Source organism: Sinorhizobium chiapasense, assembly GCF_036488675.1.
Classification (GTDB): domain Bacteria; phylum Pseudomonadota; class Alphaproteobacteria; order Rhizobiales; family Rhizobiaceae; genus Sinorhizobium; species Sinorhizobium chiapasense.
Genome location: NZ_CP133148.1, coordinates 1,654,678 through 1,676,458, shown reverse-complemented (window position 1 = coordinate 1,676,458; position 21,781 = coordinate 1,654,678). Strand labels below are relative to the sequence as shown.

General features: G+C 61.9%; 23 protein-coding genes. 9 read left to right on the top strand and 14 right to left on the bottom strand.

Annotation, left to right across the window (positions count from 1 at the left end; genetic code table 11):
- The first annotated feature begins 22 nt into the window (after nt 1–22).
- The gene (locus tag RB548_RS08055; protein WP_331374414.1) at nt 23–337 is read left to right on the top strand and encodes a DUF1476 domain-containing protein; all 315 of its coding nucleotides are present in this window, start codon (nt 23–25) and stop codon (nt 335–337) included.
- Between the two features lie 98 nt (nt 338–435).
- Here the strand turns inward: RB548_RS08055 and RB548_RS08050 are convergent, their stop codons facing one another.
- Entirely contained in the window at nt 436–2,973 is a 2,538-nt protein-coding gene (locus tag RB548_RS08050; protein WP_331374413.1) for a sensor domain-containing protein, read from the bottom strand.
- 89 nt (nt 2,974–3,062) lie between these two features.
- The gene (locus tag RB548_RS08045) at nt 3,063–3,617 is read right to left on the bottom strand and encodes an RBBP9/YdeN family alpha/beta hydrolase (RefSeq protein WP_331374412.1); all 555 of its coding nucleotides are present in this window, start codon (nt 3,615–3,617) and stop codon (nt 3,063–3,065) included.
- 158 nt (nt 3,618–3,775) lie between these two features.
- Between RB548_RS08045 and RB548_RS08040 the strand changes: the two genes are divergently transcribed.
- Complete coding sequence (locus RB548_RS08040) at nt 3,776–4,591, top strand: DUF2189 domain-containing protein (protein ID WP_331374411.1); 816 nt, start codon at nt 3,776–3,778, stop codon at nt 4,589–4,591.
- A gap of 103 nt (nt 4,592–4,694) precedes the next feature.
- Here RB548_RS08040 and RB548_RS08035 read toward each other — a convergent pair whose 3' ends face one another.
- The 7 genes from RB548_RS08035 to RB548_RS08005 form a co-directional block, all read right to left on the bottom strand.
- Nucleotides 4,695–5,003: a PilZ domain-containing protein gene (locus tag RB548_RS08035; RefSeq protein ID WP_331374410.1), complete on the bottom strand. Its 309-nt coding sequence runs from the start codon at nt 5,001–5,003 to the stop codon at nt 4,695–4,697.
- Nucleotides 5,004–5,169: 166 nt separating this feature from the next.
- Complete coding sequence (gene purB / locus RB548_RS08030; protein ID WP_331374409.1) at nt 5,170–6,471, bottom strand: adenylosuccinate lyase; 1,302 nt, start codon at nt 6,469–6,471, stop codon at nt 5,170–5,172.
- A gap of 62 nt (nt 6,472–6,533) precedes the next feature.
- Nucleotides 6,534–7,094, bottom strand: a complete 561-nt coding sequence (locus RB548_RS08025) for a hypothetical protein (protein WP_331374408.1) — start codon at nt 7,092–7,094, stop codon at nt 6,534–6,536.
- A complete protein-coding gene (locus RB548_RS08020) occupies nt 7,091–7,834 on the bottom strand; it encodes a DUF2259 domain-containing protein (protein WP_331374407.1) in 744 nt (247 codons plus the stop codon). Before RB548_RS08020 ends, RB548_RS08025 begins: the two co-directional genes overlap by 4 nt.
- Nucleotides 7,831–8,508 carry a ribulose-phosphate 3-epimerase gene (gene rpe / locus RB548_RS08015; protein WP_331374406.1) on the bottom strand — a complete coding sequence of 226 codons (678 nt, stop codon included), beginning with the start codon at nt 8,506–8,508 and terminating at the stop codon, nt 7,831–7,833. Before rpe ends, RB548_RS08020 begins: the two co-directional genes overlap by 4 nt.
- A 73-nt stretch (nt 8,509–8,581) precedes the next feature.
- Nucleotides 8,582–9,595, bottom strand: a complete 1,014-nt coding sequence (locus RB548_RS08010; RefSeq protein ID WP_331374405.1) for a P1 family peptidase — start codon at nt 9,593–9,595, stop codon at nt 8,582–8,584.
- Nucleotides 9,592–10,680, bottom strand: coding sequence for a branched-chain amino acid ABC transporter substrate-binding protein (locus tag RB548_RS08005; RefSeq protein WP_331374404.1), 1,089 nt, complete (start codon nt 10,678–10,680; stop codon nt 9,592–9,594). Before RB548_RS08005 ends, RB548_RS08010 begins: the two co-directional genes overlap by 4 nt.
- 158 nt (nt 10,681–10,838) lie before the next feature.
- Between RB548_RS08005 and RB548_RS08000 the strand changes: the two genes are divergently transcribed.
- The 7 genes from RB548_RS08000 to RB548_RS07970 are packed head-to-tail and all read left to right on the top strand — an operon-like array spanning nt 10,839 to nt 16,581.
- A complete protein-coding gene (locus tag RB548_RS08000; protein ID WP_331374403.1) occupies nt 10,839–11,366 on the top strand; it encodes a flavin reductase family protein in 528 nt (175 codons plus the stop codon).
- Between the two features lie 24 nt (nt 11,367–11,390).
- Nucleotides 11,391–12,320, top strand: a complete 930-nt coding sequence (locus tag RB548_RS07995; RefSeq protein ID WP_331374402.1) for an AAA family ATPase — start codon at nt 11,391–11,393, stop codon at nt 12,318–12,320.
- 5 nt (nt 12,321–12,325) lie between these two features.
- Nucleotides 12,326–13,582, top strand: a complete 1,257-nt coding sequence (locus RB548_RS07990) for a vWA domain-containing protein (protein WP_331374401.1) — start codon at nt 12,326–12,328, stop codon at nt 13,580–13,582.
- Nucleotides 13,583–13,605: 23 nt separating this feature from the next.
- Nucleotides 13,606–13,938 carry an XdhC family protein gene (locus tag RB548_RS07985; RefSeq protein WP_331374400.1) on the top strand — a complete coding sequence of 111 codons (333 nt, stop codon included), beginning with the start codon at nt 13,606–13,608 and terminating at the stop codon, nt 13,936–13,938.
- Between the two features lie 2 nt (nt 13,939–13,940).
- A complete protein-coding gene (locus tag RB548_RS07980; RefSeq protein WP_331374399.1) occupies nt 13,941–14,648 on the top strand; it encodes an XdhC family protein in 708 nt (235 codons plus the stop codon).
- Nucleotides 14,645–16,261: a molybdopterin-binding/glycosyltransferase family 2 protein gene (locus RB548_RS07975; protein ID WP_331374398.1), complete on the top strand. Its 1,617-nt coding sequence runs from the start codon at nt 14,645–14,647 to the stop codon at nt 16,259–16,261. Before RB548_RS07980 ends, RB548_RS07975 begins: the two co-directional genes overlap by 4 nt.
- Before the next feature lie 2 nt (nt 16,262–16,263).
- On the top strand, nt 16,264–16,581 hold the full coding sequence (locus RB548_RS07970; protein WP_331374397.1) for a TfoX/Sxy family protein: 318 nt from the start codon (nt 16,264–16,266) through the stop codon (nt 16,579–16,581).
- Nucleotides 16,582–16,614: 33 nt separating this feature from the next.
- On the opposite strand, the gene RB548_RS07965 is transcribed toward RB548_RS07970, so the two are convergent.
- The 5 genes from RB548_RS07965 to RB548_RS07945 form a co-directional block, all read right to left on the bottom strand.
- Nucleotides 16,615–17,022, bottom strand: coding sequence for an NUDIX hydrolase (locus tag RB548_RS07965; RefSeq protein WP_331374396.1), 408 nt, complete (start codon nt 17,020–17,022; stop codon nt 16,615–16,617).
- Between the two features lie 11 nt (nt 17,023–17,033).
- A complete protein-coding gene (locus RB548_RS07960; protein WP_331374395.1) occupies nt 17,034–18,542 on the bottom strand; it encodes a DEAD/DEAH box helicase in 1,509 nt (502 codons plus the stop codon).
- Nucleotides 18,543–18,738: 196 nt separating this feature from the next.
- A complete protein-coding gene (locus RB548_RS07955) occupies nt 18,739–20,058 on the bottom strand; it encodes a M23 family metallopeptidase (protein WP_331374394.1) in 1,320 nt (439 codons plus the stop codon).
- Nucleotides 20,059–20,151: 93 nt separating this feature from the next.
- Nucleotides 20,152–20,979, bottom strand: coding sequence for a ferritin-like domain-containing protein (locus RB548_RS07950; protein WP_331374393.1), 828 nt, complete (start codon nt 20,977–20,979; stop codon nt 20,152–20,154).
- Nucleotides 20,980–20,996: 17 nt separating this feature from the next.
- On the bottom strand, nt 20,997–21,464 hold the full coding sequence (locus tag RB548_RS07945; RefSeq protein WP_331374392.1) for a peroxiredoxin: 468 nt from the start codon (nt 21,462–21,464) through the stop codon (nt 20,997–20,999).
- Nucleotides 21,465–21,781: the final 317 nt, after the last annotated feature.

The following is a 21,781-nucleotide window of genomic DNA, read 5'->3' as shown; positions in this document are numbered from 1 at the left end:
GAATTCTGAGGGAGATTAGTCTATGACCACGATGCAGGATCGCGAAAAGGGCTTCGAGGCGAAGTTTGCTCTGGACGCAGAGCTGAAGTTCAAGGCGGAAGCACGCCGCAACAGGCTGCTCGGTCTTTGGGCCGCTGGTCTCTTGAACAAGGCCGATCCGGAAGCCTATGCAACGGAGATCATCACCATGGACCTCGCAGCGACCGGTCACGAGGACGTGGTACGCAAGATCAAGGCCGACTTCGATGCCGCCGGCGTCGCACAGTCGGAAGACGAAATCCGCTTTCGGATGATGGAGTTTCTCGCTCAGGCGATGGAGCAGATTCAGAACGACTGAGATCGCAGTCCGCGAGAGGGACACCGCGCCGCCCACTAGCACAGTCGGGCGGCTTTTTTGTGCCAGGCGCGACGCTGGAATTGCGGTACGCCGATACGTCACCGCATCCGGCGCGCTTCTGAAAGGCTGCGCGGAACGCTGAACCCGCCCTGGGCAAATTTCTCGAAATCCTGCCGGCTCATTGGCTTCGCCAGTGCATAGCCTTGCAGGACGTCGCAGCCGATATCGGCGAGAAGCGCGGCGTGGGCCCAGGTTTCGACCCCTTCGGCGACCACCTTGATGTTCAGCGAATGGCCGATGTCGATGATGGCGCGCACCAGCTTTTGCTGTTTGCTGTTTTGCGTGACCGGCCCTACCAGTGCGCGATCGATCTTGAGCCGCGCCGGGTTGAGCTTGAGGAGCCCGATGATCGACGCGTGACCGGTGCCAAAATCATCGATCTCGATGTCTATGCCGAGGTCGTTCAAGGCCGCGATCGTTTCCGCAACTTCATCCTCGAACTCGTCGAGAAAGATCGATTCGAGCAGCTCGAACGACATGACGCCATGCGGGATCTTCATCTCCCGCAGGTCCGACACCAGTTGAGGGTCGCGCAGGCGGCGTGAGGATATGTTGACCGAAATCTTGGGGACGGCGAGCCCCCGGCGCTGCCAGACACCAAAGTCGGCATGAGCCATTTCGACCACCATCCGGTCTATTGCTGCGAGAAGATTGATGTCTTCGGCGACTTTCAGGAATTGCATGGGCGCCAGCACGCCGCGGTGCGGATGGTTCCAACGCACCAGGGTCTCAACGCCCGTGATCTCCAGAGTTCGGGCGTCGAACTGAGGTTGGTAATAGGGAATGAACTGCCTTCTTTCGAGCGCCTCGCGCAGCTCGTCGCCGATCCGCTTTGCGGTCAGAATCTGGTTCTGCATCTCGTCGGAAAAGAGTTCAAACCGGTCCCGGCCAAGGCTCTTGGCGCGATAAAGCGCGATGTCGGCATCCATCAGGAGCTGCCGGGGATGGGTGAGCCTGCCTCCGTCCAGGGCAACGCCGATGCTCGCGCCGAGGCGGCACAATTGACCGGCGTAGGGGACGGGACGGCGAAATGCCTGGATGATGCGCCCGGCAAGCTCTGCGAGCTCCGTCGAATCCCGGCCGCTGCGGCACACGATGACGAATTCGTCGCCACCGATGCGGGCAATGAAATCGTCGCTCCCGGCGTGTGAACTCAGCACGCTCGCCGCGTGAACGAGCATGGCATCGCCGGCCTGGTGACCGAGCGTATCGTTGATCTGCTTGAAGCGATCCAGGTCGATATGAAGAATGGCGTTGACGACACGCGCTTCCGTCAGGACCCGATCGAGATAGCGGCGGTTCGGCAGATCCGTCAGATGGTCGTGGAGCGCGTTGTACTCGATGCTGACACGCGCCGCCTCAAGTTCACAGTTGCGCGCCTCGGCAAAGGACTTTGCCCGCCTCAATTCCTCCTGCAGCGCGATATCATCCGTCACGTCCCAATTGGCGCCAACGAGCCTCGTTGCACCGTCCAGGTCGGTGTGGAAAGCGGCATTGGAGCGAATGTGACGGACGGCTCCATCGGGCCTGATAATGCGGAACGCATTGTTGAAAGGCGTGCCGCTGACAATCGCGTCGTTGACGCGTCTGATCGCGGCGGCCTTGTCATCCGGATGCAAAACGCTCTCCCAACCGGCAGACGAGGGCGCTTGGCCGGCAGGGTCCAGGCCGTACATCCGGAACATGGCCTCGTCCCAGTGCGAAACGCCCGTGTCGAGATTGTGCTCGAAGACGCCGATCCTTGAAATGTCGAGTGCCAATTGCAGGCGGCGCGAAACTTCGGCGAGCCGGGCCTCCGCTTCCTTGCGCGCGGTTATATCGGTGTCGGTGCCGATGATGCGGCATGGCTTGCCGTCGGGGCCGTAAGCGACCGATGCGCCGCGGCTCTCGATCCAGACCCAGCGTCCGTCCGCATGGCGCTCCCGGTATTGGAATGTGTTGAACTGGACTTCACCGGAGTCCTGCCGCTCAATGCACGCGAGCACGTGCGCGCGGTCGTCCGGATGGACGTTTTCGATCCACTTGTGGAGCGTGCCGTCGACCTCCGCGTCGTCCGCCAGTCCTCGCAGGCGCCGCCAGGTCGAGGAATAGAACAGATTGCCGGTTTCGAAGTCGTGATCCCAGACGCCTTCCAACGCGCTTTCAAGGGCATATTTCCAACGTGTCTCGTCCTTACGCAGGCTTGCGATTTCCGAAACGAGGCCGTCGGCCGGAAGCATTGTCAGTATAGTCTGCGCGTCGGCTCCTGGTGCTTCAGGCAGACGGGCCAGCGAAACGAGCATGGAAAGCGCGCCCGATGCACCGAGGAAGCGGACGATCGTCGGCTCCTCCGCTCGCTCGAATGCAACGACTGTCGGAAAATCTTCGCCATGAACGAATGCGGAGATCGGTGCGCCGATAACCTCTTCGGCTGTCCGCCCGAGCATCCGGAGTGCGGGCGCATTGGCGGCGCATATGACATCGCCTCTATCGACACGGATGACACCCGCCGGGACTTGATCCATCGCGTCCGGCGCCAAGCTGTCTTGTGTCGTCGGCCCGTTGCCGATGTCGATTGGTTTCCGCGGCTCGGTCACTTATCCCCGGATCCTGAGAGTTGCCAGCCGATAATGATCTACAGCAATGAAATTCGGATTAATGGCGCGCGGCCTGCTGCGCATGATCTCTACGGCCGCAGCCGGCTGAGGAACTGCGCAAACACCATCGTGCCCTCGGGCCAAGGGCCGTGACCGGATTCGGCATTGATATGTCCGGCCTCGCCGGCATCGACCAAGAACGAGCCCCAGGCGTTGGCGATGTCTCCGGCGTGCTCGTAGGATCCGAACGGGTCGTCGCGGCTTGCCACCACTAGCGACGGGAAGGGCAGGGGATCGCGCGGGTAGGGGCCGAAGGTCATCAGATGCTTCGGGCGTATCTTGGGATTGGCGACGTCCGGCGGCGCGACCAGGAAAGCGCCTGCGATCTTCTTCGCGCAATGGGGCAGAGCATGGATCGCTGTGGCGACACCCAAGGAATGCGCGACGATGACGACAGGCCTTTCGGCCGAATTGACGGCCTCGACCATCCGCGCCACCCAATCCTCGCGCACAGGTTTCGACCACTCGGCCTGCTCGACACGGCGTGCCGTCGAGAGCTTTCGCTCCCAGCGGCTTTGCCAATGGGCCGGGCCGGAATTGGTGTAGCCCGGCACGATCAGGATGTCAGCTTCGGATACCTTCATGATTGCGGCGATTTGGAGGTGAAAAGCGCCGAAGTCAAGGCACAGGCGACAGAGGCCGCATTTTCTGTATAATCGAAATGCCGGTCGCGGCTGGCAGCGGCTAGTTTCGCCGTTGTCGCGGCTCCGTGGCCGCTCTGGTTCGTTGAGGAGTGTGAGCCATGACAACCTTCCATGTCCTGTCGGGGGCGAATGCGAGAGTCTCGCATCCCGGAATACGAAAGATTGGCATTGCGGATGTGTTCGATGCGTTGCGTCTCGGGCTGAATGATTTTCGCGAGAAGCCGTCGCATTATGTTTTCTTGTGCTTGATATACCCTATCGCCGGTGCAGTACTGATAACCTGGAGCGCGGGCGCAAACATGCTGCCGCTGCTCTATCCGCTTGCTTCCGGCTTCGCCCTCATCGGTCCTGTCGCGGCAATCGGCCTCTACGAGATCAGCCGGCGCCGTGAGTTGGGCATGGATGCGTCATGGCCGCACGCCTTGCGGCTGCACCGTTCGCCGGCGCTGCCCTCGATTTTGGCGGTTGCTGGCGTGCTGTTCATTATCTTCATTGCCTGGCTTCTGGTTGCACAGGCGCTTTATGTGAGGATTTTCGGAACGGTACCGCCGAATTCGATTTCGGCCTTCTGGAACAGCATTATCGGCACGGAAGAGGGTTGGAATCTCATTGTTGTCGGCAACGCCGTCGGCTTTGTCTTCGCCGTGATCGTGCTGTCGATCAGCGTGGTTTCGTTCCCGCTGCTGCTCGACCGCGATGTCGGCGCAGTCGCGGCGGTCGAGACTTCGATCCGCGCGACGCTTACCAATCCGGTGCCGGTCGCCTGCTGGGGCCTCATCATCGCAGCGGGACTGGTGATCGGCTCGATTCCGGTCTTCGTCGGCCTGGCCGTGATCATGCCGATCTTTGGCCACGCCACATGGCATCTCTATCGGAAGATGGTGGAACCGGATCCGGCCGGCCGCAAGGCCTGAACGGCAGGTCCTCCAACGACATCGCGGCGATCTTGAATGACCCAAGACCGCCGCGATTGTTTTTACGAGAATTTACCGGTTCGCCGCTCGACAGCGGCCGCGGTCATTGGCGGAAGAACTTGTAGTAGGATGAGATCTGCGCCGCGGTGTTCGACGAGAGCTTGAGCTTGATGCCGATCTTGTCGCCGCGGTACCAGCGCACAATCCCGGTGAGGAAGCCGAGCTCTTCGCTCTGAATGGTGACCTCCTGTCCGGTCTGGGCACCGATGTCGAACAGGAGTTGGAAGCAGATACCCTCGTCGGAAAGGTCTCTGACAACGCCGTTGCTCGACCCGAATTTGCAAGTAACTTTACCGGTTATTTTCGTCTGCGTGCGCGGTGATGCGCGCTGAACACTGTCCCTGTAAGTCATGGCTTCCTCGAAACCCGATTAGACAGGTATGGAAGCTCTCACACCACTTATGAATAACTTGCTAATAAACTCGCCCACACTCGAACAAAATGCATCGAGTGCGAGCGTTTGTGCTTACGCAGCAACCTCACTATGTGCCGTGGCGTGACAGGCCGTCTTATTCCTGTCAGCCAAAGACACGCTTAAAGATCGTGTCGACGTACTTGGTGTGGTAACCGAGATCGAACTTCTCGCGGATTTCCTCTTCCGAAAGTGCGGCCCGAACTTCAGAGTCAGCCAGCAACTCCTCAAGGAAATCCTTGCCCTGTTCCCAGACCTTCATGGCGTTGCGCTGAACGAGCCGGTAGGCATCTTCGCGCGAAACGCCCGCCTGGGTCAGCGCGAGCAGTACGCGCTGCGAGTGAACCAAGCCGCGGAACTTGTTCAAGTTGTTCATCATGTTCTCGGGATAGACGAGCAACTTGTCGATCACGCCGGTCAGTCGTGCCAGTGCGAAATCGAGCGTCACCGTCGCGTCCGGTCCGATCATGCGCTCGACCGAGGAGTGCGAAATATCACGTTCATGCCAGAGTGCCACGTTTTCCATGGCCGGCACGACGAAGGCGCGGACCATGCGGGCAAGACCGGTCAGGTTCTCCGTCAGCACCGGATTGCGCTTGTGCGGCATGGCCGAGGAGCCCTTCTGGCCAGGGGAGAAATATTCCTCGGCCTCCAGCACTTCGGTGCGCTGCAGATGGCGAATTTCCGTCGCAAGGCGCTCGATCGAGGAGGCGATGACGCCGAGCGTCGCGAAATACATGGCATGGCGATCGCGCGGGATGACCTGCGTCGAGACTGGTTCCGGCTTCAGGCCGAGGGCCTTTGCGACATGCTCCTCGACCCGTGGGTCGATATTGGCAAAGGTGCCGACAGCACCGGAAATGGCACAGGTCGCAACTTCTTCGCGTGCGGCCAGGAGGCGCTGCTTGCAGCGATCGAATTCCGCGTAGGCAAGCGCCAGCTTGATGCCGAAGGTGGTGGGCTCGGCGTGGATGCCGTGCGACCGGCCGATGGTGACCGTGTCCTTGTGCTCGAAAGCACGGCGCTTCAGCGCCTCGAGCAGCTTGTCGAGGTCAGCTAGCAATAGGTCCGTCGCGCGAACGAGCTGCACGTTGAAACAGGTATCGAGAACGTCCGACGAGGTCATGCCCTGGTGGACGAAACGGCTGTCCGGCCCGACGAATTCGGCAAGATGGGTGAGGAAGGCGATGACGTCGTGCTTCGTGACAGCCTCGATTTCATCGATCCGGGCGACGTCGAATTTTGCTGCGCCGCCCTTTTCCCAGATTGTCTTCGCCGCTTCCTTGGGGATGACACCGATTTCGGCGAGGGCATCGCAGGCATGCGCCTCGATCTCGAACCAGATGCGGAATTTCGTTTCCGGCGACCAGATGGCCACCATTTCCGGCCGGGAGTAACGGGGGATCATGGGCTTAAGCTTTCGTCTTCAGTGGAGGATGGCTGTGCCTCTATCAAAGATGGCGCTTAAGCTCAACGCCGTTGGCGCATGTCCGATTGCGCAAGCCACAGGCTGGCGATGACAAGGGCGGCGAGGCCGAGCGGCAGGTAGAGCCGAACTCCCAGGACCAGGAACTGATACAGCGCGGCGAGCGACGTGAACAGGACTTGGAATAGCCACGTGCGCGTGCCCGTCGCCGCATGCCACTGCGCATAGAATATCCGGTAGTCGAAGGCGAAGAGACATGCCGTAGTAGCGACCGTGCCTGCGATGAGGCACAGTAGAAAGGCCGAGAAGCGCGCCTCGACCGCTCGTTCATGTGCTGCAAAACGCGCCGCAAACAGCGAAAGCGGCCAGGCCAGCAGGCCGCCGAGTGCGTAAAGCAGCAGGATTTCCCTGAGGTGGATGGCCGCCTCGTTTCCGCGCAACCAAAGCGCCAGCCAGGCGGACATCGCCATTGCCAAGGCCCAGCCGGGGGCACCGATCAGCACTTCCTGCGGCTTGGGGAGGGAGTGCACAAACCTCGATCGTTTCGACGGTGCGACATCCGAAAAGAGCGCTGGCGATTTGGCGGCCTGCTCGTCACTCGTCATTTGGGAAGCCGGACGGGCAGCGCAATCCAGTGGCCATCGGTCGAGCCTTCGAAACCGAGCGATTTGACCAGGATCATCACCACGTGGACCTCGGATCCGTCATCATTCATGCGGGTCACGACACCACCTATGCGATAACCCGTCGGGCAGCGACGGCTCTCAGGGATGCGTGTGTCCTCCTGCAACACGTCCGTCGCGGGTTTCCCCGCCTTCTCCGTCATTTCCAGCCGGAAGCCTTTGACCTCCTTCAAAAAACTGCCGCACACGCCCTGCGGCTCGAAGCTCTTCTCCTCGAGCATAAGCGCGTAGCTCCTGCGGAACGGCTCATTGGCCGGAAACGCGTCATAGCTCAGCGTGTGGGCCGCGCTGCTTCGTTCGGTTATAGGGTTGTATGCCGCCAAGATCCCGGGCGTGTCCGCCAAGCGGTAAGCGTCGACCAGTGGTGCGGCACGGCCGTGCGCCTCGCGGCGCGCTTCGTGCAGTGCGCCGCCGTCTTTCTCGATAACGACGCGGACAGGTGCGCCAGGGAGGAAGGTGTCCTTGCGCGTATCGAGGACGTAAATCGTCGAGTAGGGAAAGCCTGAACCGTCCTGGACGCCGTATTCCTCGAAGGCGAAGACATTGCCATCAGACGAAAATCCGATTGGCTGCAAGGCGGCAAAGTCTCCAGCACGCACGTCAGCGGCCGCAATCGTCGCCGCTGCCAGAAGCGTTGTGATGACTACCGCCCGCATGCTCATCCGCGCGCCTTCTCCGCTGATTTGCGAATCGCCTCGATCGCGCTGCGATAGGTCTCGACGGAATCGCCCTTGAAGACGGCCGAACCGGCGACGAGCACGTTGGCACCGGCCTTGACGGGCAGCGCAACTGTCTCGGGCGTGATACCGCCATCAACCTCGATCTCGATCGGCCGCTCGCCGACCATGGCTCTGATCCGCCGGATCTTCTCTTCGGTGGCATGGATAAACTTCTGTCCGCCGAAGCCCGGATTGACCGTCATCACGAGGATGAGATCGACCGTGTCCAGCACATATTCGATAGCGCTTTCCGGGGTCGCCGGATTGAGCGAGACGCCGGCCTTCTTGCCGAGCGACTTCACTGTTTGCAGCGACCGGTGCAAATGCGGGCCGGCCTCGGCGTGCACCGTTATGATGTCGCAGCCGGCCTTGGCAAAGGCTTCGAGATAGGGATCGGCGGGCGAGATCATCAGATGGCAGTCGAAGGTCGCATTCGTGTGGGGGCGCAGCGATTTTATGACGTCCGGGCCGAAGGTGATGTTCGGTACGAAATGACCATCCATGACGTCGAGATGGATCCAGTCGGCGCCGGCTTCGACGACATCGCGAACCTCCTGACCGAGCTTGGAGAAGTTGGACGCCAGGATCGACGGGGCAATGCGAATGGGATAGGTCATGACAGGCTCCGATGTTTCCCGCGCCATAGCATCCCCCCGGCGCGCAAACAACATCCGAGGCGAGCCTTGCGGCTCAGCGCCTTGCCTGTTGCGACCAGGACGGCTTCGTATCGTTGTCGGCCGCGACTGCGTCGTGGACGCCACGTGCGATCGCACGCGCCATCGTCGAGGCGGCGGCAGCGCCGAGATCGATGAAATCCTCAAGCAGCGGCGCCTTGCCGCTCGCTCCAGTCGCCAGCGCGAAGACAAGGTCGCCGTCGAGCGGCGTATGCGATGGCCAGAGCGCGCGAGAAAAGCCGTCATGGGCGGCGATGGCCAGTCGCTTCGCCTCGGCCTTGCTGAGCACCGCATCGGTGGCGATGACTGCGATCGTCGTATTCGCAGCGGCCGACTGCTTCTCACGGAACTTAAGGCGCGGCAGCGTCGCGTCCTGTGGCATCGGGGCCGGATAGCCGAGCCCGCCGAACTCGTCGTCCAACTCGAAAGGCGCGGCCCAGAAATGGCGCGTGCTGCCAATCGTCGCCGATCCAAGCGCGTTGACGGCGACAAGTGCGCCGACCGTGATGCCATTGGCCAGCACAGTCGATGCCGAACCGAGGCCGCCTTTGAAGGTGGCGGTCAGTGCGCCCGTACCGGCACCGGCTGTCCCGGTCAGAAATGTGGGGCCGGCAGCCCGGACGGCATCGTAACCGAGGTCGCGATAGGGCGAAAAGCGCCCCCAATCCTTGTCGCCGCCATTGACGAGATCAAAGAGAATTGCGGCCGGAACGATCGGAATGCGGTGGGGACCGACCTCGAAGCCGCGTCCCATCTCCCGAAGGGCGGCCTGCACCCCGGAGGCCGAGTCCAGACCGAAGGCCGAACCGCCCGAGAGCACGACGGCGTCGACGCTCTGGACAGTATTTTCGGGCGCGAGCAGATCCGTTTCCCGTGTGCCCGGCGCGCCCCCGAGAACCTGAACCGCTGCCGTTGCCGGCTGTTCGCAAAGTACGACCGAGACACCGGACTTCAGCCGATGGTCCTCGGCGTTGCCGACCAACAGGCCCGCGACATCGGTAATCAGATTGTTCGGCCCCTTGCGCATCACTCCGCGCCGCCTGCGCCCGTGGTGGCGACAAATCGGCCGTCCTGCCATTCCATCAGTCTATAGGGAGTGTCGGTTCTCTCGTGGCTGGCATTGAGCTTTATCGGCCCCAGGATCGTTGCATAGGGCCCTTTCAGCAGAGCGTCGCGAAGCGCGCTGCCGTCCTTGGCAGCCTGATCCTTCGCCTGTTCGAGCAGCGACATTGCGGCAAAGGCCGGCAGGACATAACCCTCGGGTTCGATTCCGCTTGCACGCATTGCCTTGGCGACGGCTTCCGCTTCGCTCGACCGAGACGCCTCCGGAACCGTCACGGCAAGCACTCCGTCTTCGAGCGGTACCTCAAGGTCGGCGGCATTCAGTACGTCGCCGCCAAGCAGGGTGATCGGGACCCTTTCCGCCTTCGCATCACGCGCGATCACGGCGGTGTCGTAGCGGTCGCCTCCTGTAAAGATGTGGGTGGCGCCGCTTTTCGCCAGTCGACGGACGAGGCCAACCTGCTGCTCCTGTGCCGGGCGGTACGTGTCGGTGAACACGGGTGTCACGCCGATCTCTGCGAGCCCGTTCCGAACGCTTTCGACAAGCTCTCGACTATGGATCGTGCCGTCGTCGATGAGCGCGAGCGGTTTGCCCTTCCAGTTCGCGACGATGACGTCGGTGATCGCCGCGGCTTCGGCCTTTCCACTGGGCGCCAGCCGGAAAAACGGCCACTTCTTCTTGAGGGCGTCCTCCATCAGAATGTCGGAGCGGACGCTAAGCGTGATGGCGGGAATGCGAGCCTCGGCGAGGGCGGGCAGGGCAGCTTCGAGGCTCTCCGTGCAGAGAAAGCCGATCGCAGCCTCTGCGCCGCTAGCCAGCAGCGCCTTCGTCAGCGCCTCGCCGCCGGCAGGATCGCAGCTTTCGGCGATCGGGATAATCTGACTTCCGCGATCCTCCGCCTGAAAAGCGGCGCCGTCCGCCATCTGCTTTCCAAGCGCGGCGAAAGGCCCATCGGCAGGAGCGACGACGGCAACTTTCAGGCCCGCCGCAAGGGCAGGGGAGGCCGATATCAATCCGGCGACGAAGATGCTCTTGACAATCAATCTAAACATGCATTTTTCCCGCAACGACGCCATGTTTTAAGGATGTGTTTCTCTCCGTCAAAGGAAAAGATCGCACATAAGAGCTCGCCATTCCGATCACGCCATGACTATGCCGCTGCTCCGCAAGAATCTCGCGCGGCCGGGTTTCATATTTTCCGCGAGAGTCTATGTATGTGCAAGACATCGATCCGGAGAGAGATGTGTTGGAGAAGACCCGACTGGACCCAATAAGTTACCGTGACGCGATGAGCCGCATGTCCGCTCATGTTCAGCTCATCACCACGGCCGATGGGCGTGCGCGGCGCGGCGTGACGATCACCGCGTCCTGCTCGGTGTCTGACGATCCGCCGACGATCCTTGCCTGCCTCAATGCAGCAAATCCGCGCAACGATATCTTCGCGCGCTCCGGTGCTTTCGCGCTTAACGTGCTTGGCGAGCCGCACAGGGCGCTGGCCCATGCTTTCTCCGGCCGTGACCAGCTCGACATGGACCGGCGCTTCGCGTTCGGCCAATGGACGCAGCTCACGACCGGCGCGCCCATTCTTACCGACGCCGTCGTCGCCTTCGACTGCCGCCTCATCGAGGTCAAGGTCATGGCGACCCATCTCATCCTCTTCGGCGAAGTCGTCGATCTCCGCCTGGGAGAGAAGCAGTCGCCGCTCATTTATGTGGACCGGGGATATCACACGCTATAAGTTTTCTTCGGCTGCGGAGGAAACATGGCGAAACACGAGACGGGAAAGCTGCCGCAATCCATCGACGAGACGATGGCAATGCTGGAAGCACAAAATTACCTCGCCGGAACTCAACTTGCGACGGTGCTTTTCCTGGCGCTGAAAATGAAACGCCCGCTGTTTCTGGAAGGCGAGGCCGGCGTCGGCAAGACCGAGATCGCGAAGGTCCTGGCCCGTTCGCTCGATCGACCGCTGATCCGGCTGCAATGCTACGAAGGGCTCGACGTCTCGTCGGCCGTCTATGAATGGAACTACCCGGCGCAGATGCTGGAGATTCGCCTTTCGGAAGCGGCCGGCATGGTCGACCGACAAAGGATCGAGGGCGACATCTTCTCCGAACGGTTTCTGATCCGCCGCCCGGTGCTTCAGGCGATATCCGCTGCCGCGGGCCGGGCCCCGGTGTTCCTGATCGACGAGCTCGACCGCACCGACGAAGCTTTCGAGGCTTTTCTTCTCGAAGTACTTTCCGATTTTCAGGTCACCATCCCCGAACTCGGGACGATCAAAGCGGATGAGCCGCCGATCGTCATCATCACCACCAACCGCACCCGCGAAATTCATGACGCCTTGAAGCGACGCTGCCTCTATCATTGGGTCGACTATCCGAAGGCAGCACAGGAACTGGAGATCATCCGACGCAAGGTGCCAGGCTGTAGCGCCACCTTGTCGCGGGAAATCGTCGCCTATGTCCAAAGACTGCGGGCGATCGATCTTTTCAAAAACCCCGGCGTAGCGGAGACGATCGACTGGGCAACGGCACTCACCGAACTTGACCGGTTGGCGCTCGATCCGGAAAAGATCGCCGACACGCTCGGCACATTGCTCAAATACCAGGACGATATCGCCCGGATCGAGGGCGCAGAGGGGCGCAAGCTGCTTGCCGAGGTCAAGGCCGAACTGCTTGCGCAGGGCTGACCGTCATGGTGGAACAGCAGTTTGATCGCACGGCAGTCTCTCCGATCACGCTGGGCAACGGCAAACTTGCCGACAACATCGTCTTCTTTGCCCGCGCGCTCCGAAGGGCGGGAATGAGAATAGGTCCCGCTGCCATTACCGACGCCATCGACGCCGTGACCTTGATCGGGATCGGGTCCCGCAGCGAATTTTATGCCGCCCTTCAATGCACGTTCGTCAAGCGTCGTGAAGATCAGCTTCTGTTCGACGAAGCGTTCCACCTGTTCTGGCGCTCGCACGACCTCGTCCAGAAGATGATCGCGCTGCTGTCGCCGATTGCGCCCGAGCGGCCGGGTGAAGATCAGACCAGGCGCGCCGGCGAGAAACGCCTCCGCGAGGCACTCCTTGCAGGAAGGGAAGATCCCCGTTCGTCGCGCGACGAGCCGGAAATCGAGGTCGATGCGCGCTACACGGTCTCGGGCCGCGAGCTTTTCCGCAAGGCGGATTTCGCGCAGATGACCGCCGCGGAGATCGCCGAGGCCAGGAAGGCCTTGTCATCGCTGATTTTGCCGCTGGATCGTGTGCGGACCCGCCGCTTTCGCGCCACCCATCGGCCGGCACGGATCGATCCGCGCGCCACCATGCGCGATGCCATGCGCTTTGGCGGCGAATTGATCCTGCCGCGCTTTCGCGAGCCGCGCCTTGTTCATCCGCCCCTCGTCGTGCTCGCCGATATTTCCGGATCGATGAGCCAGTACACGCGGATTTTCCTGCATTTCCTGCACGCACTGACGGAACAGCGACAACGCGTTCACACGTTTCTCTTCGGGACGCGGCTGACGAATGTCACGCGCCAGATGCGCAACCGCGATCCCGACGAAGCGCTCGACGAATGCGTGGCGGCAGTCAAGGATTGGTCTGGCGGCACACGCATCGGCGAAACGCTGCACGAATTCAACCGGCGCTGGTCGCGCCGGGTGCTCGGGCAGGGCGCCATTGTCCTCCTGATCACCGACGGCCTCGAGCGCGATGACACGGCAGAACTCGAAGTCGAGATCGATCGCCTGCATCGCTCTTGCCGGCGCCTGATCTGGCTCAATCCGCTGTTGCGCTTCGACGGATTTGAAGCGCGCGCCCGGGGCGTCCGGGCCATGCTGCCGCATGTTGACGAATTCCGGGCGGTGCACAATCTTGAGTCTGTGGCCGAGCTGGTGAAATCGCTGTCCGGTCAAGGTGCGCAAGACGCCGATCCGCGGCGCTTCCTGCACGCACGAATGGCATGAGACACAAACAACAGGTAGCCAACATGTCGAAAGAGCCCAATATTCTTGAGCCGCTGGAGATCGCCGAAACCTGGTGCAGTGACGGACGAAAAGTGGCGCTTGCGACTGTCATCGAGACTTGGGGCTCGGCACCGCGTCCGATCGGCAGCCATCTGGTGATCGATGAGGAAGGAAATTTCCAGGGTTCCGTCTCCGGCGGATGCGTTGAAGGCGCCGTCATCGCCGAGGCAGTGGAGATCATCGAATCGGGAACACCCAAGGTCCTCGAATTCGGCGTTGCCGACGAGACCGCATGGCGCGTCGGCCTTTCCTGCGGCGGCCGCATTCGGGTCTATGTCGAAAGAATTGACGGCTGACGATGGAACGCTCCACCCTTCAAGCAATCAATGCGGCGCGTGCCGCGCGACGGGCGGCTGCAGTCGTTACCGATCTTTCGGACGGCGCCAGCCAGGTCTTTCTGGAAAGCGCGAGCTTTCCACCGGAATGGGATAGCCTGATCGTCGAAGCGTTGCGTTCGGGACGCGCCGGTGTTGCGACGGTTGAAGGACGATCGCTCTTCGTCAATGTTCATCTGCCGCCACCGCGCATCGTTGCGATCGGTGCCGTTCACATCTCCCAGGCGCTTGCCGAGCTGGCGGCGGTTGCCGGATTCGACATGACGATCATAGATCCACGCACCGCGTTCGCGACAGTGGAGCGGTTCGGCGCTGTCGAACTCCTGGCTGAATGGCCGGAAGACATTCTGCCCTCGAGGCCACTCGACCGTTACACGGCACTCGCCGCGCTCACGCATGATCCGAAGATCGACGATTATCCGATCCGGGCGGCCCTGGAAGCGGACTGCTTCTATGTGGGTGCGCTCGGCAGCCGCAAGACCCATGCGGCGCGCGTCGAAAGATTGGGACAAGCAGGCGTGGCCACGGACGCCATTGGTCGGATCAAAGCTCCGATCGGCCTCGACATCGGCGCGGCGAGTCCTGCCGAAATCGCCGTCGCCATCCTCGCCGAGATCATCGAAGCCCTGCGCCGCCGTGATCCGACGGGCGGGGTGGGAGGTACAAGATGAAGTTCGGTCCCGTACCGCTCGCCAATGCCGAGGGCGCTGTTCTTGCACATGCAATGAAAACTGGAGCATCGAGACTGCCGAAAGGCCACCGGCTGAGCCAAGCGGACGTCGCGACGCTTGCCGAAGCCGGTGTGGAGGAGGTCATCGTCGCCCGCCTCGATGCGGATGACCTGCTCGAAAACGAGGCGGCGGCGCGCATCGCCGCGGCGATTGCTCCCGACCACCTGCGCTTTTCACAAGCAGCTACCGGCCGGGTGAACATCCACGCCACCGTCTCTGGTCTTTTCGTCGCAAACCGCGCCGCCGTCGACCGGGTGAACCGGATCGATCCGGCGGTCACGCTCGCCTGCCTCGGCGACCACACGGCAGTCGCAGCGGGCGATATGGTGGCGACGATCAAGATCATTCCTCTGGCGGTACCGGAGCGGTTCGTCGAACAGGCGGAGAATATGCTGCGGGCGGAGGCAGCCTTCGAGGTGAAGCCCTTTGTGGCGCAGCGTGCGGCCCTGATCGCAACCGAGTTGCCGTCACTCAAGCGGCAGGTCATGGACAAGACCCATATGGTTCTCGCTGCCCGGCTCTTACGTTCCGGAAGCCATCTCGTCACGGAACGTCGTGTAGCGCATTCGGAGGCGGCCGTCGCCGCTGCCATCGCCGATCTCAAGCCGGCCCATGACCTGATCATCATCTTCGGTGCTTCGGCAGTCTCCGATCCGGACGACGTGATTCCGGCGGCAATCCGGCGCGCCGGAGGGGTCGTCGAACATGTCGGAATGCCGGTCGATCCAGGCAACCTTCTGGTCTTGGGTCGAATTGCCGAGCTTCCTGTCGTCGGCGCACCGGGTTGCGCACGCAGTCCTAAGGAGAACGGGTTCGACTGGATTCTCGACCGCCTGCTTGCCGGCGAATGGCCGAATTCTGAGGATATAACCGGCCTCGGTGTCGGCGGCCTTCTGAACGAGATTCCGACCCGGCCGCAACCGCGGGAGCAAACCGTCAGTCCAGCGCGAGGTCCGGCACGGATCGTCGTCCTGGCTGCAGGTCGGGCAAGCAGAATGGGGGCGAGCGGCGGTCACAAGCTCCTGGCCGAGTTCGATGGCGTTCCAATGGTTCGGCGCACCGTCGAAGCGGCACTCGCGGCGGATGCCGGGAAGGTGGTCGTGGTAACCGGATATCGCGAAGCGGACATTCGCGCCGCGCTCGCCGGCCTGCCCGTGGAGTTTGTGTCGAATCCGGACTACGCCGCCGGCATGGCCTCTTCGCTGGTGGCAGGCGTGACCGCACTCGGAACGGAGGTGGGCGGCGCTCTCGTGATGCTGGCGGACATGCCGGGCATTACTGCCGATCACCTGCGCAAGATGATCGAAGTTTTCGACGGCGAAGGCAGGCAAGCGGTCGTGCGCGCAGTCTCGGGAGGCCAGCGCGGCAATCCAGTCATTCTGCCGAAAGAGACCTTCGCCGCGGTCAGGCAGCTCGTCGGCGATGTCGGAGCACGGCATATCGTGGAGCGGTGCGGGCTTCCGGTCATCGACGTCGAGCTCGGCGAAGCGGCGCGCCTTGATCTCGACACCCCGGAAGCGATCATCGCCGCTGGCGGCGTACTGAAGGAGTGATTATGGACAACGCGGCAATCGAGGAGATGTTCGAGACGCTGGGACCGGTGACGATCCGCCGTATGTTCGGCGGTAAGGGCATCTATTTCGAAGGCGTCATTTTCGCGCTCGAGGTCGACGCAGAAATCCTTCTCAAAGGCGATGCCGAATCGGCGCCGGAATACGAACAGGCGGGCTGCCGCCAATGGTCGTATGACGGGAAAGGCAAGCCGGTGAAGATGCCCTATTGGAGCATTCCTGATCCGGCGCTTGATGATCCGGATGAGATGGCCCGCTGGGTGAGGATTGCCTACGCGGCGGCGCTCAGAACAAGAAAATAGAGTGGTGCGGCCCGGACTGACGGGGCCGGCAGCTCAGGCGAGCGCTCGAACCGCATCCGCGGCGAAACGCGAGAGCGGCTGGGGCAGGGCGGAAAGATCGAACCAGCCGATGTCGGAGAGCTTGTCCGGTTCGGTGAGACGCGGCTCGCCTGAAAAATCTTCTGTCACGTAAATGAGCGAAATCCAGTGCTGCTGGTCGGCTTCGATCACCTGCTCGCTGATGCAGAGAAAGCGGGTCGAGTGGATGGAAAGGCCGCTTTCTTCTTCCGCCTCCCGGCGCGCCGCATTCTCGGCGCGCTCCATATGGTCGACCTTGCCCCCGACGATGTTCCAGTGGCCCGCCTCTGGCGCCTTGAGGCGACGGCAAAGCAGGATCTTGCCGTCGCGCATGATCGCGAGGCCGCAACCAACACCGGGGAAATCGACGCCGGGAAGAGCCATCGGGCCGAAAGTCAGGCCTTGCCGGCGATCAGCATGAAGGCCGGAATCTCATCGCCAAAGCCAACCGGCGTCGGACCGTCGTCATGATCGCGACGATGCCGGTTGCGGCGGTCGCGATTGTCGTCATTGGCGGCATGCTGCGCCCGGCCCGGCCGATCATTGCGGCCGGCATGGCCGCGCCCATTGTCTGCATTGCGTTCCGGTTTCACCGCTTCGGCCCTTTCCACGACTGGTTCGAGTTCAGCCGCACTATCGGCATAGGCGGTATCAGATCTATGTTCGGAGCGGCCCTTGCCGGAGCGTTCCACACCTTTTTTGCGATCCTTGTGGCGATCGCGGCCGCGATCCTTGCGGCCGGCGTCATGGCTTTCCATCGGTTCCGGAAGCTCGGAAAGATCGCCGTTCAGCCACTCGACCTTCTGGCCGATCAGGTTCTCGATGGCATCGGAGAATTTCGTGTCGCGCTTCGTGACGAGCGTGAAAGACGCGCCGGAACGACCCGCACGGCCGGTGCGGCCAATGCGGTGAACATAGTCTTCGGCGTGAATCGGGACGTCGAAATTGAAGACATGGCTGACGTCCGGAATATCCAGCCCGCGCGCGGCGACGTCCGAAGCGACGAGCAGCTTGATATTGCCGTCCTTGAAATTGGCGAGCATCGCCATGCGCGAACGCTGGTCCATGTCGCCGTGCAGTGCGCCGACGGAGAAGCCGTGGCGGTCGAGCGAGCGGAAGAGATCGGCAACATCCTTCTTGCGGTTGCAGAAGATGATTGCGTTCTTCAATTCGTCCTGGGCTCGGATCAGATCGCGCAGGACGGCGCGTTTTTCATAGTCCTTGGCGTGCGAGGCAACGAACCGCTGCGTCACGGTGTTCGCCGTAGAGGCGGGACGGGCCACCTCCACTCGCTCCGGGTTCTGCAGGAAGCGGTCGGCAAGCTTCTGGATTTCCGGCGGCATCGTCGCCGAGAAGAAGAGCGTCTGGCGGGTGAAGGGGATGAGCTTCGCGATGCGCTCGATGTCCGGGATGAAGCCCATGTCGAGCATGCGGTCCGCCTCGTCGATGACAAGGATCTCGACGCCCGTCATCAGCAACTTGCCGCGTTCGAAATGGTCAAGCAGGCGGCCAGGGGTGCAGATCAGCACATCGGCGCCACGCTCGAGCTTGCGGTCCTGTTCATCAAAGGAAACACCACCGATCAACAGCGCGATGTTGAGTTTGTGGTTCTTGCCATACTTATCAAAGTTCTCAGCGACCTGCGCGGCGAGCTCGCGCGTCGGCTCGAGGATCAGTGTGCGCGGCATGCGGGCGCGGGCGCGCCCCTTTTCCAGCAGGGTCAACATCGGCAGAACGAAGGACGCCGTCTTGCCAGTCCCGGTCTGTGCGATACCCAGAATGTCGCGGCGCTGCAGCGCCGGAGGGATGGCCCCGGCCTGGATCGGTGTAGGAGTTGCGTAGCCCGCATCAGTAACGGCGGAGAGAACTTTTTGGCTCAGGCCAAGGTCAGCAAAATTGGTCAAAGGGGAAACTGTTTCCGTTCCGGTTCAATAGAACACTGATCGATCGATGGAAAATGCGCCACCACGTGGCGGCGCTTTAAGCCGAAAGGCGCCGAAAGTCAAGAAATCCAGCACGTTGAAGCAATGAAAGGTAAACGAGTGCGAATCTTCCCATTTCTTGTCAAGCGGAAGGAGACAATGCTGGCGCCCGCAAAGGTCAGTTTATCAAGCCCGAGAGCTTCGAGCCGGCACCCAGAAAACGCACCGGATCGACGGCGCGGCCGTTCACGCGAACCTCATAGTGCAGATGCGGCCCCGTCGACCGCCCCGTGCTTCCGGACTTGGCGATGACGTCGTCTGCTCGCACATGGTCGCCGACATTGACGAGAATGACCGCCAGGTGGGCATACCGGGTTATGACGCCGTTGCCATGATCAATCTCGACCATGTTGCCGTATCCGCCTGTCGGCCCGGCCGTTGTGACGGTCCCGGCCGCTGCAGAGCGTATGCGCGTTCCGATCGGTGCCCGAAAATCGATGCCCGCGTGGAGCGCCAGTCGCCCGAGAAACGGATCCAGCCGATTGCCGAAATTGCTGGTCACATCGCTGGTGGGTGCCGGACTGAGGAGCGGCAGCTTGCGGGCGGCGTCGCGGGTTTCCTCCAATTCCAGAAGCGCACTATCGAGAGCAGCAAGGGATCTCCCGAACCGATCCTCATCCTGCGGCTCGACGAACGGTCCGCCTATCGCGTTTCCATCGGCTTCGTTCGCAGCAGCCTCCGTTGTGCCGGCTGACAGCGTGACGCCGGTGCGTTCGACGATGGTCCTGATCGCTTCGGACGCCCGGGTCGCACTGCTCGTCAGATGCTCCATGCGCGCCATCTGAGCGCGTTCGACATCTTTCAGCGAAAGCGTGACCTTGGAAAAAATCCGGTCCGCTCTGTCCGATGGCGTTTCCCTTTCGCTGCCGTCAGGGAGGACAGGTGCGTAGGCGAGGGCGCGCGTCGGCGTTGCGCCGGCTTCCCCGTTCAAGCCCATGATTTCTTCAATTGCCTTCACGCCACCATGCGCATCCGCCGGCTTCTCGAAAGCGAGGGGATCAACCGCGGGCGACGCAGCTTCGCCTAGCTTTTCGGAGGAATCGTCATTTGCAGCCAAGGCACCAAGCTTGTCGCTGCGCGACCATAGCGCCGACTGCTGCTGCAGGAGTTTCTCGACTTTCTCCTCGACGACTTGTTGGTCCAGCAATTGCCGGCTCGTCACCCGGTCCACTTGCGCCCTGAGCGCAGTGATTCGGTCTTCGTATTCGTGCTGCATACGAGCCTGTCGAGCGATCGTGCCACCGATCAGGTCGTCCCTCAGGACCAGATAGGTCGTGGCCGCCAGGTAGCCGATGCTGAAGACCCCGACGACGGATGTGGCAAGCGCCGCCATCCACGGGCGAACGGTCATATGCCGCACCTTGTCGCCGCTTGCCAGGATAAGCACGTGGCTTTGCCTGCGCTTTCGAAAGGCGCCGTTTGCCGAACGAACAGACACCACATCACCCCCAGCCGGATGCGAACTAGCTCGCGTTGCCCGGGAGCAATTACACTTTATTAGGGTTAATAAACCATTGAACGAGGGACGACATCAAATGTTGGTGGACGCCGTCATCGAGCGGTAGAAGGACGGCGTCAAACCGGCTTCCGCACGCGCAATGTCATTGAACGGAGCCTTGAGCGGCCCACGAAAATTCGCCCGTACGAGCGCCTGAAAGGTTGCGGCGGGATCCTTCTTTTGCCGGGCGCAAAGGAAGCGGAACCATTTTGCACCGACGGCGACGTGGCCCTTTTCATCCTCGTAGATCACATCGAGGACGGCGGCACTGTCATGGTCACCGGTTTCGCGCATTTTCGCCTGCAGCGCCGGCGTGACGTCAAGACCGCGGGCTTCGAGTATGAGCGGCACGACGGCAAGGCGCGCGGTCAGGTCGTTCCGCGTGTCATGCGCGGCCTGCCACAGCCCGTCATGCGCGGGCAGATCGCCATAGTCCGCACCGAGGTCGTTCAGCCTCTGCCGCACCATCCGAAAATGTTTCGCCTCCTCGAAGGCGACCTGCATCCATCCATCGAAGAAAGAATTGGGAACAGGCTCCGAGGCAAAGCGGGCGACGATATCGAGCGCCAGGTCGACGGCGTTCAATTCGATATGGGCGATCGCATGGAGGAGGGCGATGCGCCCCTTCAATGAACCGAGCGAGCGCCGCTTGACCTGGGTCGGTGGTGTGAGCACGGGCCTCTCCGGACGTCCTGGCCGCTCAGGAACCGGACGATCCCGCGGGGAGCGCAACGACAGCTTTCTCCCCTGCCAACGTCGCGCCGCCGCCTGCGCCAGCTCAGTCTTTAGGTGGAGGTCCGGTGTGCGGATCGCCTCGACGGCAGCGCCGCGCAGGCTGTGGAATTGCGGAAGGCCGGTCATCCCTCGCTCCTCTCGGCTCAAAGCGTCTTTGCGGCCGCCAGAACCTCGCTCGCGTGACCGGCAACCCTGACCTTTTCCCAGACCCGGCTGATGGTCCCGTCCGGGTTTATCAGGAATGTCGTACGCTCGACGCCCATGTATTTGCGCCCGTACAGCGTCTTCTCCACCCAGACGCCGTAGGCGTTGACGACGTTCTTTTCTTCGTCAGCCGCCAGAGTAACGGTGAGATTGTGCTTCTTGGCGAAGCGGTCGTGCTTTTTGACCGAATCGGGAGAGAGCCCGATCAGAACGACGCCCGCCGCCGCGAAATCGTCAGCGAGGCCGGAGAAGGAGATCGCTTCCTCGGTGCAGGCCTTGGTATCGTCCTTGGGATAGAAAAAGAGCACCACCGGCTTGCCGCGAAGAGCGGAGAGCGAGATCGACCCGCCACCGTCGCGAGGAAGCTCGAAGTCGGGGGCGACATCACCTGGTCCCAATCGTGCCATGATTTAACCTTTCTTACGCCAAGTTTTGCAGACATTCCGCAGCTAGGGCATATCGAAAATCGACGACGGCCGTCCAGCGCATTTGTGATAGATTTGACAGGCGGCGGACGGCTTCCGTGGCTAGGAGTCTAGTCGGCGTTTCGTCGTAGAAAACCGGGGCGATAGCGAGCCTTTCCACAGCATCGGCAGGGACGCCTGGTGACTTGGCTCGACAAATTGTGATCTACATGGTGAACAAAAGGTCCGGCACTCGCGCGCGGCGACTGGCCTTACAAGGAAATTTGCAATGCCGCACTTAGGTGGAGGGCGCCGGCACC